This window comes from Paenibacillus sp. SAFN-117 (assembly GCF_051966115.1).
Classification (GTDB): domain Bacteria; phylum Bacillota; class Bacilli; order Paenibacillales; family NBRC-103111; genus Paenibacillus_L; species Paenibacillus_L residui.
The window spans coordinates 1-13904 of record NZ_JBQCLK010000007.1 but is presented as its reverse complement, the minus strand read 5'-3'; the positions used below and the strand labels follow the sequence as shown (position 1 = coordinate 13904).

General features: G+C 42.9%; 13 protein-coding genes. 2 read left to right on the top strand and 11 right to left on the bottom strand.

What is annotated here, in order from left to right:
- Positions 1 to 3 precede the first annotated feature (3 nt).
- Positions 4 to 858 carry a S1C family serine protease gene (locus tag ACTHRH_RS06380; protein WP_440414654.1) on the top strand — a complete coding sequence of 285 codons (855 nt, stop codon included), beginning with the start codon at positions 4 to 6 and terminating at the stop codon, positions 856 to 858.
- A gap of 206 nt (positions 859 to 1064) precedes the next feature.
- Here the strand turns inward: ACTHRH_RS06380 and trpS are convergent, their stop codons facing one another.
- Entirely contained in the window at positions 1065 to 2075 is a 1011-nt protein-coding gene (trpS, locus tag ACTHRH_RS06375; RefSeq protein WP_440414652.1) for a tryptophan--tRNA ligase, read from the bottom strand.
- A 513-nt stretch (positions 2076 to 2588) separates the two neighbouring features.
- Positions 2589 to 3260, bottom strand: a complete 672-nt coding sequence (locus tag ACTHRH_RS06370) for a hypothetical protein (protein ID WP_440414650.1) — start codon at positions 3258 to 3260, stop codon at positions 2589 to 2591.
- Positions 3261 to 3733: 473 nt separating this feature from the next.
- On the opposite strand from ACTHRH_RS06370, the gene ACTHRH_RS06365 reads away from it, so the two are divergent.
- The gene (locus tag ACTHRH_RS06365) at positions 3734 to 4681 is read left to right on the top strand and encodes a carbohydrate kinase family protein (protein ID WP_440414648.1); all 948 of its coding nucleotides are present in this window, start codon (positions 3734 to 3736) and stop codon (positions 4679 to 4681) included.
- Between the two features lie 34 nt (positions 4682 to 4715).
- Here the strand turns inward: ACTHRH_RS06365 and ACTHRH_RS06360 are convergent, their stop codons facing one another.
- From ACTHRH_RS06360 to ACTHRH_RS06320, 9 genes are all read right to left on the bottom strand, one after another.
- Entirely contained in the window at positions 4716 to 6122 is a 1407-nt protein-coding gene (locus ACTHRH_RS06360; RefSeq protein WP_440414646.1) for an undecaprenyl-phosphate glucose phosphotransferase, read from the bottom strand.
- A 7-nt stretch (positions 6123 to 6129) separates the two neighbouring features.
- On the bottom strand, positions 6130 to 6996 hold the full coding sequence (locus ACTHRH_RS06355) for a glycosyltransferase family 2 protein (RefSeq protein ID WP_440414644.1): 867 nt from the start codon (positions 6994 to 6996) through the stop codon (positions 6130 to 6132).
- A gap of 47 nt (positions 6997 to 7043) precedes the next feature.
- Positions 7044 to 8006 (bottom strand): glycosyltransferase family 2 protein, encoded by a 963-nt coding sequence (locus ACTHRH_RS06350; protein ID WP_440414642.1) that lies wholly within the window; start codon positions 8004 to 8006, stop codon positions 7044 to 7046.
- Complete coding sequence (gene rfbD, locus ACTHRH_RS06345; protein ID WP_440414640.1) at positions 8003 to 8845, bottom strand: dTDP-4-dehydrorhamnose reductase; 843 nt, start codon at positions 8843 to 8845, stop codon at positions 8003 to 8005. Before rfbD ends, ACTHRH_RS06350 begins: the two co-directional genes overlap by 4 nt.
- A 12-nt stretch (positions 8846 to 8857) precedes the next feature.
- Positions 8858 to 9865: a dTDP-glucose 4,6-dehydratase gene (gene rfbB / locus ACTHRH_RS06340; protein ID WP_440414638.1), complete on the bottom strand. Its 1008-nt coding sequence runs from the start codon at positions 9863 to 9865 to the stop codon at positions 8858 to 8860.
- Between the two features lie 38 nt (positions 9866 to 9903).
- A complete protein-coding gene (rfbC, locus tag ACTHRH_RS06335; protein WP_440414636.1) occupies positions 9904 to 10449 on the bottom strand; it encodes a dTDP-4-dehydrorhamnose 3,5-epimerase in 546 nt (181 codons plus the stop codon).
- 128 nt (positions 10450 to 10577) lie between these two features.
- Positions 10578 to 11315, bottom strand: a complete 738-nt coding sequence (locus ACTHRH_RS06330; protein ID WP_440414634.1) for a sugar phosphate nucleotidyltransferase — start codon at positions 11313 to 11315, stop codon at positions 10578 to 10580.
- 57 nt (positions 11316 to 11372) lie between these two features.
- On the bottom strand, positions 11373 to 12557 hold the full coding sequence (locus tag ACTHRH_RS06325) for a DHHW family protein (protein ID WP_440414632.1): 1185 nt from the start codon (positions 12555 to 12557) through the stop codon (positions 11373 to 11375).
- 23 nt (positions 12558 to 12580) lie between these two features.
- Positions 12581 to 13732, bottom strand: coding sequence for an MBOAT family O-acyltransferase (locus ACTHRH_RS06320; RefSeq protein ID WP_440414630.1), 1152 nt, complete (start codon positions 13730 to 13732; stop codon positions 12581 to 12583).
- Positions 13733 to 13904 lie beyond the last annotated feature (172 nt).

The window sequence follows — 13904 nt, the reverse complement described above, 5'->3', positions numbered from 1 at the left end:
GAGGTGCATGAAGATGCAGATGAAGCGGCACTTGAGGAAGCGCGTGCCACGAGTGGAAAACCGGAGGATACAGATCGGGACGCCGAATTTTCATATGAAGATTTTGATCCGGAGGACCCCTCCTTTTTTGATGATGACGATTCAGAGGAGGAGCCGAAGCCTTCCCGTCGGAAGCTGAGAAGGTGGATCGTTCTTTTGCTTGTGCTGGGCTTATTGGCTAATATAGTTGCTTTTTTCCCGCAGATGTTCAGCTTGCAGGCGATAGAATTTCTGAAGACAAACAGGGAATTGTCCAAGAATGAAGCGATTCAGCAATACAAGCAGGCGGTAGTTGTCGTAAATGCCGGCGGCCGCAAGGGGACCGGGTTTAACATTGCCGATAACGGCCTAATCCTGACCAATCATCACGTCATCGAAGGGGAGCGTACGAGCCTGGTCAGCTTTCCATCGGGCCAAAACTATACTGCCGACGTTGTGGCCAGCGACCCCGCCATTGACGCAGCCATCCTGCAAATAAGGGAGCCCGGCGAGCTCCTGCCTTCCCTTGATATCGAATCGGCATCCGATGTTCAGGAGGGAACACCTATCTACGTGATCGGCAACCCGTTATTCTTCAACCAGATCGCCAACGAAGGAACGGTTCTTGGTCAAACCCTCCTTACGGATTGGGAGGTGCCCGTGCTTATGATTCAAGCCCCGATCTACAAGGGCAACAGCGGCAGTCCCATCCTCAACAAAGAAGGCAAAGTCATTGCCGTTGTCTTCGCTACCACCAAGGCGAAACTGGGGGACCGAACAAGCAACATCGGGCTTGCCGTTCCTATCGCCCACTTTCATAAGTATCTGCCTCAAGGATAAACGGCTATCGCCGTCCTTTGGAAACTTATACTTTTTTAACAAACAACAGGAAGGGACCGCTAATAAGCGCCCCTTCCCGTCTATTTTTTCCAACTGGTTCAGTTCGTCGGAATATGGCTTACTAGCAGCTTACAAATCTCCTCCACGATACTCCAACGTCTTGACCACTTTCATCGGACAACCCTTTGTCTTGAACCTGCTTTATATTATCGCTCGGCAAAATAATTTATGTTCATAGCTTCACGGACCTCAAGCATCGTTTCCCGGGCAATGTGCCGGGCTTGCTCCGTTCCGGACTGCAGAATCTCCTCCACCCTCTTCGGTCTGGCCTCATAGTAGGTGCGCCGTTCCCGCATGGGCTCCAGAACATCGTTAATCCGGCGGGCAATCCTTAGCTTGCACTCCGCACAACCGATCTTGGCTTGTGTGCACTGTTCGCGGATATCTTCGCTCTCCTCGGGCATAAATGCCTGATGATAGGCAAATACAGGGCAAATATCCGGATGGCCCGGATCGCTTTTATAAACACGGGCAGGGTCCGTCACGGCTTTCTTCAGCTTGGCCTCCACTTCGCTCTTCGACGAATCCAGTGAAATGGCGTTGCCCAGGCTTTTGCTCATTTTTCCTTTCCCGTCCAAACCAATAAGCCTCGGCACCTCTCCCACCAATGCCCTCGGCTCCTCGAAGACGGCACCGTACAGCTCATTAAAGCGGCGCACGATCTTTCGTGTCTGTTCAATATGCGGTATTTGGTCCTCCCCGACCGGAACAAGCGTCGCTTTGCAGAAGGTGATGTCGGCCGCCTGACTGACGGGATATCCGAGAAATCCGTAATACAGATCGTCATACCCCCGATCGGCTGCTTCCGATTTGACCGTTGGATTGTGCCTTAATGTATTTACGGTTACAAACATGGAATAATACACCGTCAGCTCCGCGATCTCCGGAACCAGCGACTGAATAAAAATCGTCGATCGATCCGGATCAATCCCTGCGGCCAAATAATCCAGCGCCACTTCCCGCAAATGCTTCCTTACCAATTCCGGCTGTTCAAAATGAGTCGTCAACGCCTGCACATCCGCCAGAATGAAGTAGGGGTCATACTCTTCCTGCAGCTTCACCCGGTTTTTCAAGCTCCCGACGTAATGGCCCAAATGCAATTTTCCTGTGACACGGTCGCCCGTCAAAATACGTTCCCGTTGCGGTTCTTGTCTCAATGGAATTCCTCCTCGAATAAAATGTTGTTCCTCTGCTTTCCTGCTCTCTCCGTGTTGCTTTCCACGTTCTTGACGATTTCAACGTTCTCAACGACCGCCACCAGCCATCTTCCATTTGGCCATCACCTCCTTCAAAAATAAAAAACCTCCGTCCCATAAAAAGGACGAAGGATCGCGGTGCCACCTTTAATTCGCCTGACCGAGCAGGCGCACTCTGAAGTACGGAATCCGGAATGACAAGGAACGGATTCGATACCCGACTCTGAATAACGGGGAGTTCATTCCCGGCTTGGTCTACTGGGGTTTAACCGGGTCCTCCCGGCTCGCTTGGGGCTGCTGGCCTGCTTCCTTAAGCTTCCCTGTTCGACAAGCGGCTCATAAGTCCATTCCGTGGGACCAGGACACCGATTTGCACCCACCACCGGCTCTCTGCCAGCCCTCGGCTCCCCGCATACTCTTCTTAATCTCAGCCTTTAAAATATATATCATCATATTCTATCGCTTAACTTTTTGTCAAATGCTTTTCAGCCATATCCATAAACCGAAGCCAATCATCCCCCACAAGATCAATCCGATCAAAACACCCGCTACCATCCCTTTGCCTACCGATCCTTCTGCTTGTTCCCCCGGTTCCATCATTGCTCCCACTCCGGCTTCCACTTCCGCTTTTTGCACCGCTTCCAGCTCTTCTGTTGATTCCAGCTTTGCTTCCATTTCTGCTGTTAATTCTAGATCTGAGTTCCCTGCCGTTTCCGCTACTTTTCCATCTCCGGCTCTCCCATCGTTTTCTAGCTGTAGCTGTGCTTCTCCTGCTTCTGTTTCTTGCTCTGCATTTCGTTCTGCCTCAGACCCCACCTCTGCTTCTCCTGCCTCTGCTACTACTTCTAGCTCAGTTATTGCTCCACACTCAGCTTTTTCTGCCCCGGCCCCGTCTGTTATTTCAACTCCTACCTTAGCCTCGGCATTCGTCGCTGTCTCTTCTGCTTTTACCATGTTTGCATCTGGTTTTGCTTTTGCTTTTGCTTCTGCCTCTGATTCTGTTTCTAGCACTATTTCTTCTGCCTCTGTTTCCAACTCTGCATTCGTTTCGGTTTCCGCTTTTTTTCTGCCTTCTGCTTCTGCTTCTACTTCCGTTTCTACTTTTTCTCTTTCCGCTCCCGTTCCAGACTTGCCCTCCTTGTTCATGTAAACCCCTCCCTGGAATACAAAACAACCCTTAAGCCTCAACAATGACAGCTCGTCCGATACGCGAAGTCTTTTCTATCATCCAATTTCCGTTTCCGTTAGTCTGTTCCTGAAATTCATTTTGGGATAGATCGCATGCTTATACGTTCCGTTTTCCTAAAAATAACTATATTTCATTATATTCATTATTTTCTTTTAAAGTCCGTCCAATGAATGAAAATGATGCTCTTACTTAAAAATGAAGCCAATCCGGAATTTATCAGGTATAATACAGTTGATAAATAATGTCATACTTCCGCGCGGCAGTAACCAGGTTACGTTAGCGAACCGCTGGACCTGCACTAGTCCGGGTCCCTGTTTTTGTAATCTTAAGGTTGATCTACGAATATCTTTTACCCTTTAAAACAGCATGACAATCGTCTAGTTAGGGAGTGTCAGTAACTCGAAGAGTATATCGAAAAAGGAGAGGGCTTATGAATTCTCTGGTTGCGGTCATTGGAACCGTATTTGTCGATTGTAAAGGCTTTGCTAAAGAAGCTTATCATAGCTCGTCCCGGAATTTGGGGACCATTCAGTTCGTGCATGGAGGAGTCGGACGCAACGTAGCGGAAAATATTGCCCGTATCGGGCTCCCCACTATGTTCGTAAGCACCTACGACTTAAGTGGTGTAGGGAAAGAAGTGCCTGCCCGCTTGCAGGAAATCGGCGTCAACCTGAAGTATTTGCAGGGAGTGGACAACGGCGGAATGGGGATGTGGCTTGCCATCCTAGATGAGCATGGCAATCTGGCCGGATCGATCTCGCAAATGCCGGATTTGCAGCATCTGGCTCGCATCATTGAAGAGAGCGGAGAGGAAATCGTCCGTTCCTGCAGCCATCTGGTCCTAGAATTGGATTTAAACGAAGCGATCTCCCGTCAGATGCTAAACCTGGCTAAACCGCATAACAAACCGGTCTATGGAATTCCCGGAAATCTGGATGTCATCGGCCAACACCCTGATTTACTGCGAAGCTTGGAATGCTTCATATGTAATCATTACGAAGCCGGCAAGCTGCTCGGAAGCGATCTAACCCAAATGCAGCCGGACGAAATGATTCCGCTGCTGAAGAAGTTTGTGGACTCCAACGGCATGCGTTCCATGGTCATTACTTTGGGAGAACAAGGCTGCATCTACTACGATTCCGCTGCCGGAGAGTCCGGGCACCAGCCCGCTCAGCCAGTCCAAATGGTCGATTCCACCGGAGCTGGAGACGCCTTCTTCTCCGGCACAGTATCCGGACTCGTCCAAGGCCTTCCCTTGTCCACTGCCGTCCAATACGGAACCAAAATAGCCGCCTGGACCATCGAATCCGCCGAAAGCACCTGCCTCACTCTAGGTGATAAGATCCGGGAGGATGAGTTTTTTCGGGGATTGGGGTAAAGAAAAAGGGACTCTAAGAGAGTCTCTTTTTCTATCAATAAGCATTCTTATTAACAAACCCATTCCAAATTGTCTTGTAAATGATTTTAATATCAAATAAGAAAGTCCAATTTTCTATATAGAAAATATCGTGATTAATGCGATCTTCAATGGAAGTGTCGCCCCTTAGACCGTTGCTCTGTGCCCAACCCGTAATGCCCGGACGAATATGATGCTTAACCATATATTTGGGGACTTCTTCCTTAAACTGCTCTACAAAATACGGTCGTTCCGGTCTGGGACCGACAACACTCATATGTCCGACCAACACATTAAAAAACTGTGGAAGCTCATCCAGGCTGGTTCTGCGCAAGAAAGCACCGAACGCGGTTCGTCGAGGATCATTTTCAGTCGTCCACTGGGTGTCCGAATCCTTCTCATCCATCACTTTCATCGTTCTAAACTTATACATTGGAAAGGTCCTTCGATTCAGACCTACCCTTTCCTGTTTAAAAATGATGGGGCCCGGAGATGTTAGTTTAATACCTAGGGCAATAAGAAGCATAACCGGCAAAGTAATCATGATGGCTGCCAGAGAAAAAACGATGTCAAAAGACCTCTTCAAAATCCGATTCGTGAGGTTATCCAATGGAATGTCCCTTACATTTATTAAAGGAATTCCCGCAAAATTATCGAAATTGGGTCTTGCAGGCAGGTAGTCAAAGAAATCAGGGATAATCATTGTCCTGACCCCTGCCTTTTCACAAGTGGAAATGATGCTGCCATATTTGTCATGGGCCGCCAATGGAAGCGCAATGATCACTTCATCGATCGGCATGTTATTAAGCTTATCCTCTAATTCATCAATCGTTCCAAGAATGGGTTTGTAGTTTAGGGCGGTATCTTCATGCATTCTCAAGTAATCATCTAGAAAGCCTACAACTTCAAAACCAAGCTCCGGGTATTTCTGCAAATTGGCATAAAACCGTCTTCCCAAGTTTCCAGCTCCCAGAATCAATACAAATTGCTTGTTAAACCCTTTTTCCCTAAGCTTCTTTAACCAGATCTTAATGTAATAGCGGTAGAAACCGAGAAAAGTAATGCTTGTAATTAAATACATAGCCAGCATCTCTCGGGAAATATGTACTTCTTTAAAAATAAAGAGGAAGCTGAGCAAGGCCAAGAAGCTGATAACCTGAATTTGTATGATTTTATAAGCCTCGTAAGCAAACCTTTTTTTACGTTTCGGTGTATAAAATCCGGTAAAAAAACCAAAAGCGATGCAAAGGAATCCGTATATTAAGCTCCATAATAGATAGGTCTGGAAAGACAGAGTGCCTCCGGATTCAATCCAACCCGATTTAAATTTTAGCCAATAGGCAGCCAAAAATGCGATTTGAATGACGATAAAATCGCAAAATGCATAAATTTTGGACAATACACTTTGATTCCCACGAATCACTGTTTCTTCACCTCGCCCTCACCAAACCATTCCTTAAAACAGCCAAAGCCAGCTTTAATCCGATTCCCCCGTAAACCAATAAATTCGTTGGCAGGGAGTACCTTGAACGAAAATGCTTACGATGGAATAAATACATGGCTCTATGAAACTCATAGACGATCTTTAATGGTCTCTTCCGGCTGCTGGCTCCCTTATAATGGATAATATGAGTCTTGGGGTAATAATAATTAGTCCAACCGGCCTGTTTAATCCGATAGCACCAGTCCACGTCTTCCCCATACATAAAGAACTGCTCATCCAACAGGCCTACCTCATCGATCACTTTACGCCGGACAAGCATAAAGGCGCCAACTAGACAATCTACCGGATATTCCTCGTCCGGATTCAAGTATCCTAATTGGTATTGATTGAACCTGGGAACATGCGGAAAAAGCTTGGAAATCCCAAACGCATAGTAAAAAGAAGCTGATGGTGTAGGAAAACCTCTTCGGCATGCCTTATCCAAGGAACCATCGGGAAGAATGACCTTGCAGCCGCTCGCTCCAACATCCGGATGCTCATCCATAAAACGAATCATAATCTCTAGTGTATCTGCTTGAACAATCGTGTCTGAATTGAGAAGGAGAATATATCTTCCCGTGGCGATCCTCATTCCCTGGTTGTTTGCTTTCGCGAATCCGACATTCTCCTGATTTTCAATCAATCGAACCTGCGGAAATTCCTCCCGGATCTTCTCGACAGAGGAATCCGAAGAGGCATTATCTATGAGGATTACTTCAAATTGGTACCCGGTCCTCGAGGCATAGACCGACCTTAACGCTTTCAAGGTCAGCTCACGGGTATTGTAATTTAATATAATAATACTTAAATCCATTAAAAATCACCTAATCCATTATAGCATGAATTGAAGGTGATTTCGGCTTATTGGAAAAAAGAGTAGATTTTTTGCAATTCTTTTTTTCGATTTTGCTGGATGACCCTTCTTTGCTGCTTAATATAAGATAATTGACGCAGTAAAACGCTCCATGATTTGATTAATTCCGGCTCCCTCAGGATCATATATCCTGCACTTAGGATTTCATGCCATACAAAACTGGGGAAATGCAGCAAGATGTACTTGATGGAGTCATTTTTCAAAATCATCCTGTAACGATTGATATATGAATGTCTCCTTACAAATAAAGGCTGTTTTTGACGGCTTCCTGTTTTCCAGCCCCTTTCATGAAGGGCCGAAGCCTCGGGAACGTAGATGGCGCTCCATCCATAAATTTGCGCCCTCCAAGCTACATCGACATCTTCCTTATAGGCGAAGAATTGCTCGTCGAAAAACTCCCCATTAACACTTATACCTACCGCCATCTTTCGTGAATAGAGTGCCGCCGCTCCGGAAACACCAAAGACCTCGGCATAGTCAGCGTATTCTCCCTCCGGCTGCCCCATACCTCTGTCAAATGCTCTCCGATTTTTATGGATCACTAATCCGGCGCTGTCTAATAACCCGGGCGAGGACTTCAACAGCAGCTTGCCGGTGGCACTTCCTACATCAGGACGCTGTTCCATTCTCTCAATCAAACAACGAACATAATCCGGATGCAGCAGCACATCCGGATTCAAGACCAGAAAATAATCGCTCGTTGTCATTCGTAACGCCTGGTTATGACCAGGGGCGAAACCGGTGTTAACCTTGTTTAATACAACATGAACTCGTTCCGAATACTGTTCTAATATCTCCGCCGTTCGATCCTGGGAAGCATTATCGATCACTACAATCTGGTCAATCGGATAATTTTGCCGGAACACGGCCTGTAAACAATCCTCAATATAGGGTTCACTGTTATAAGTGACTATGTGGATACTAACGCTTTTTTTGTTCAATAGTCTCATACCTTTATTTGATTTAGAAACTGTCGCAGTGCATCTCTCCAGTGACGAAATTCTTCGAAGCCCTCTGCACGCAGGGACAAATGATCCAACACCGAAAACTTAGGTCTTGGTGCAGGCCGTGGAAATTCTTCTGTTGTACATGGAATAACCTTTGTAGTCATCCCGCACTCTTCAAAAATGGCTTTAGCAAATTGATACCAGGTACAGGACCCGGAGTTGGAAGCATGGTAAATCCCATATTGCTCTGTTAAAATAAGCTTTTCGATAAAATCCGCCAAGTCCGCTGTATAAGTCGGAGATCCCGTCTGATCGTTAACAACTTGGATCTCGTCCCGCTCTTTTGCCAGTTTAACCATCGTCTTTACAAAATTATTGCCGTACATCCCATATACCCATGAGGTTCTGACGATAAAATATTTGGAGGTTAGCGCCCGAATTATTTCTTCCCCGGCCCATTTCGTTTTACCATAAATCCCGATTGGGTTGGGTAAATCGATTTCCCGGTATGGACTCATCGTTTGTCCGTCAAATACATAGTCGGTGCTAATATAACAAAACTTAGCCCCGATTTTCTCCGAAGCGACGGCTACATTACGGGTCCCTGAAACGTTAACCCTATACGCCTCTTCTGCTTGAGTCTCAGCCAGATCCACCGATGTAAAGGCCGCAGTGTGAATAACCGCATCTGGACGAATACGGCCAATGACTTCTTCGCATTGCTTTGGCTGTGTAATGTCTAATTGTGCCCGACTCATAGCATAAACATCATAATGATGATTTAACTTGATGGATAGCTCTTTCCCTAATTGGCCGGCTGCTCCTGTAATCAGTATTTTCATACTTCTCTCATCCTAGGAAGTTCCATATTGTCGTTCATAAAATTTCTGGTAGTCCCCCGAAAGAATCCTCCGCCACCAATCTTCATTGTCCAGATACCATCGAATGGTAGCTTTAAGCCCTGTTTCCAAATGATGCTTAGGCTGCCATTCCAGTTGTTCTTGGATTTTCGTTGCATCTATGGCGTACCTGCGATCATGTCCGGGACGATCTTTCACATAATTAATTAAGGACTCCGGTTTCCCCAATTCCTTCAAAATCATCTTAACGATCGATAAATTTGTCTTCTCATTGTTCCCGCCAATATTATAGACTTCCCCATCCTTACCCTGATGAAGAACAAGATCTATCGCGCTGCAGTGATCCTCTACATAAAGCCAGTCACGGACATTTAGACCATCTCCATACACCGGAAGAGGTTGATCTTGAACAGCTCGTGTGATCATTAGCGGGATCAATTTTTCTGGAAATTGGTACGGACCATAATTGTTGGAGCAGCGGGTAATATTTACCGGAAGCCCGAAGGTTTCATGATAAGCCCGAACCAGCAGGTCTCCTCCAGCTTTACTGGCTGAATATGGGCTATTAGGAGCAAGGGGGGTCTCTTCGGAGAATAATCCCGTTTCACCTAACGTTCCGTAGACTTCGTCAGTAGAAACTTGAACAAACTTCTTTATTTTATACCTATGGGCAGCCTCCAATAAAACCTGAGTTCCCATTACATTTGTTCTAACAAATGCCCCGGGGTCTTGGATACTGCGATCAACGTGAGATTCCGCTGCGAAATTAACAACGACATCCACCCCTTGTTGAAATAATCGCTCTACAACAATAGGGTCGGCAATATCCCCTTTCACGAAGCTGAAATTAGATTCGTTATGAACTAGAGATAAATTCTCCAGGTTGCCCGCGTAGGTCAACAAATCCAAATTAATGATCCGATACTCGGGATATTTGTTCAACATATAGATGACAAAGTTGCTTCCAATAAAACCCGCCCCGCCGGTCACCAGAATATTCATCTTATCCTCCCCTAATCTTTATCTGCAACGAAGAGCGGTCAAAAGTTGATATCCGCATCTTTTAAGATAGGATGGCCTCTATCCTTTTCCGAAAGAACAGGATTCGTTACAGGCCAGTCAATGGCTAATTCCGGATCATTCCATAATATGCCTCTATCGCATTCCGGGCAATAATATTCGTCCACCTTATATTGAACTTCCGTATTAGGGACCAGGGTGCAGAAGCCATGAGCAAACCCTTTAGGGACCAACAACTGCCTATGATTATGAGCGCTTAGAATAACACCGATCCACTGACCAAATGTAGGAGATCCCCTTCTAATATCAACCACAACATCATACACGGCACCCGCTGTCACCCTTACCAGCTTCGTCTGAGCCTTAGGGTTTAATTGGTAATGCAGTCCTCTGATCACTCCGGGGTCTACTGAAAGAGAATGGTTATCTTGAACAAAATTATGTTGAATACCTAGCTCTCTCAGCTTTCTTTCATTGTAGCTTTCCATGAAGAATCCGCGAGAGTCCCTGTGAACCTGGGGCTCAATAATAAAGGCGCCTTCCAGTTTTTGAGGGGTAATGTTCATACTGTTCCTCCTTTCTCGTCGTTCACTAGTCACAATATTATATTAAGCTCATCTTAACCGATTATGGATAAAATAACAAAAATATTGGTGATCGTTAAGACCACCAATACAGTTAATAATTTTGTTCGTTAAGGTAAATCAAATGTTTCTCCAAGCATCATATCTTTGGCCAGTTCATTGGCTTTGGCCAAGGACAAATGGGTTCCGGCATCCGTCCACCACCCTTGCAGAATATCATAAGTAAGTTCATTACGACGAATGTACTCATTATTGACATCCGTAATTTCCAATTCTCCACGTTGGGATGGCTTTAAACTCTTTATTATCTCAAACACCGTACTGTCAAACATATAGATTCCTGTCACAGCGTAATTACTTTGGGGATACAGGGGTTTTTCTTCAACGGATACAATTTTTCCGTTCTCCAATTTCGGGACGCCATATCTGTGTGGATCAGGTACTTCCTTAATTAAAATTTTGGCCCCCTGACTCTGCTGCTCAAATCTCCTAACATAAGAGGCAATGTTATCCGAAAAAATATTATCCCCAAGTATAACCACCATCTGTTCTTGTCCAACAAATTGTTCAGCGAGTCCTAATGCCTGAGCGATACCACCAGCTTCATCCTGAACCTTATATGTGAAGCTTACTTCGAATTCTTTTCCGCTTCCTAACAGATTAACTACATCCCCCATATGTTCCTTTCCCGTAACAACTAAAATGTCCTCAATTCCAGCTTCCTTCAGTTTATATATAGCATGAAAGATCATCGGATACTTCCCAACGGGAAGAAGGTGCTTGTTTGTAATTTTAGTTAAGGGAAAAAGACGCGAGCCCGTTCCACCAGCTAGAATGATGCCTTTCATTGAGAAGAGCCTCCAATATTGGTTTAATAATTCATTATGGTGTCCCTTTGCACATTATTATTCAAAATTATACATATCTCCTGAAATATTTCCATCGTGATATAATACAAGAACAGCGTCTATCTCTTTCTCTTTAATATATTGATATACATTCATTTCTTTGTAATGTCGAAGATCAAGTACATATGTTTCCGAAAAATACTGTGCCAAGCTTGGGATCATTGGATTAGCATATGAATCTTTTAAAATTAACAGATTAACATCACTAACGTTATCATATTTGAATTTTAATTCAGGATAATCACTTGAGAAAAGTCCAGCGTAAGTAAGTGTTTGATTCTTCAATCCAGTACCAAACACTTTTTCAATTTCATTAATAACCTCCTTCTTTCTTCCAACGCTCTCAAAATAAATAAGATCAGTAAAATTGCTTGGTGTATATCTACAAGTTAATTCTTCATCTGATTTAATCATATTAAAAATCTTCCTACTGTAGCTACCAATGAAATCAAGATCATTACATTCAAAATCATAGCTGAAATTACTTAAATTGCTTCGATTATTAATCAGTCCATTTTTTGTCATCTCTCTAATCATTATTTGAAACGCTTGATACGCTCCTTCTGCATTCCAATGATGATCCGTTTTAAAGTACATTTTTTCAATTTCATCATTTGTGAACTTATTTACAAATTGATCGTAAATATTTATTACATTCCATTTCTTATTTAACTTATTGACAAAATATTTATGGTTATCCACACCAGTATGCTCTCCTAAAAAGCTGGGGTATTTATACGCGAGAATATTTTTCTTATGTGGAACTAACGCCAAATAATACAAAACTTCATTTCCATTAGTATGTGTCGACAGATTGTTCATACTATTAATAGCTATATCAATGCTCTTTTTATTAGTAGAAACTGTTGGAGTCTCCATCAACCAATTATCCTCACCTATGATTACATCGTTTACTATTGTCTTACCTACCTTAATCTGTAGTGATGTGTAAGCTTTAATCAACATATCTCTCTTAAATAATTGGTCACTAAAGTACACTTCCAACTGCTTAGAAAAATTACCTGATCGAATTTCTTCCAAGCTTATTTTTGGTTTTTTTGCAAGCGTTCTATTCTCGACTTCAGAAATATTGCGTTCAGATGACGCAAAAGTGGCTATACTAAACGTCAAAAGGATTACCATAAAAAAACAACTGATAATATAGCTAAATAGTCTAGGCATGTTTTCCTCCTTAATCAAAACAACTAGAACCTGAAATAAATAAATGGGTTATAAGTAGAAGTTGTGAGATAGATAATTGAAATAAAAAATATGATTAAATAGAGGAGAACTCCGATAGTATTCCAAACAAAATGAAATATATTATTTTTAATCCTACCTACAAGCAAAGAAATCTTTGCTAGCGGTAGAGAACATAATACTCCGACGACGAAATATAACCAGTAGTCATATATATAATATAAAGTAACATTATCAAATATTTCTGTACCATTAAGCCCAAACATTGCTTTTATAAATTCAAAAGAATATGCAAAGTCATCAGCTCTAAAAAAAACCCATCCAACCATAACAACTATTAATACATAAATGTGTTGGATTGGTAGCCAAAGGCGGTTTAATAGGTTATTTAGCACAAATCTCTCCAATGCAATAAAAAAACCGTAATAAAGTCCCCAAATAATATAGGTCCAACTAGCACCATGCCAGATCCCAGTAAGTAACCATACTATAAATAAATTACGAATTTGTTTCCATATTCCCTGACGGTTTCCTCCCAACGGAATGTATACATAGTCTCTAAACCATGAACCTAGAGTTATATGCCACCTTCTCCAAAATTCGGAAATATTTTTGGAAATATACGGATAATTGAAGTTAGCAGGCAAATGAAATCCAAACATTTTGCCAATCCCGATTGCCATATCAGAATAGCCAGAGAAATCAAAATAGATCTGTAAAGTATATGCCACTATTGCTACCCATGATAATGATGTACTTATTTCAGATGAATCTATACCAAATATCTCATCGGCTACAATTCCTAACTGATTTGCAATCAATATTTTTTTTGCAAATCCTATTATAAATAGTCGTACTCCCTGTGAAAACAAATCAATATTCTCAACTCGGAACGATAGTTGTGAGGCTATTGACTCATACCTCACTATTGGACCCGCTACCAATTGAGGAAAAAAAGATATATACAAAGCAAGATTAATAATATTTTTCTGTGGGGGAACTTCTTTTCTATACACATCTATTAGATAAGATATTGATTGGAATGTATAAAATGATATACCAATAGGCAATGCAAGATTAGTTGGTTCTATCGAAAAATTAAATATTTTGTTTATATTACTAATGATAAAATCTGCATATTTATAGTAACCTAACATACAGACATTTATTAGAATTGAAAATGATAATACTATTCTCCGTGTTGATTTGTTTCGATAATTGCAATTTATGAGAAAACTCAGAAAATAATTTATAACTCAACTTTCGCACCTGAAATTCTTGCCTGATGCCAAGTATGACAAGGAGTTAACGGTATATTTCAGGTGGTGT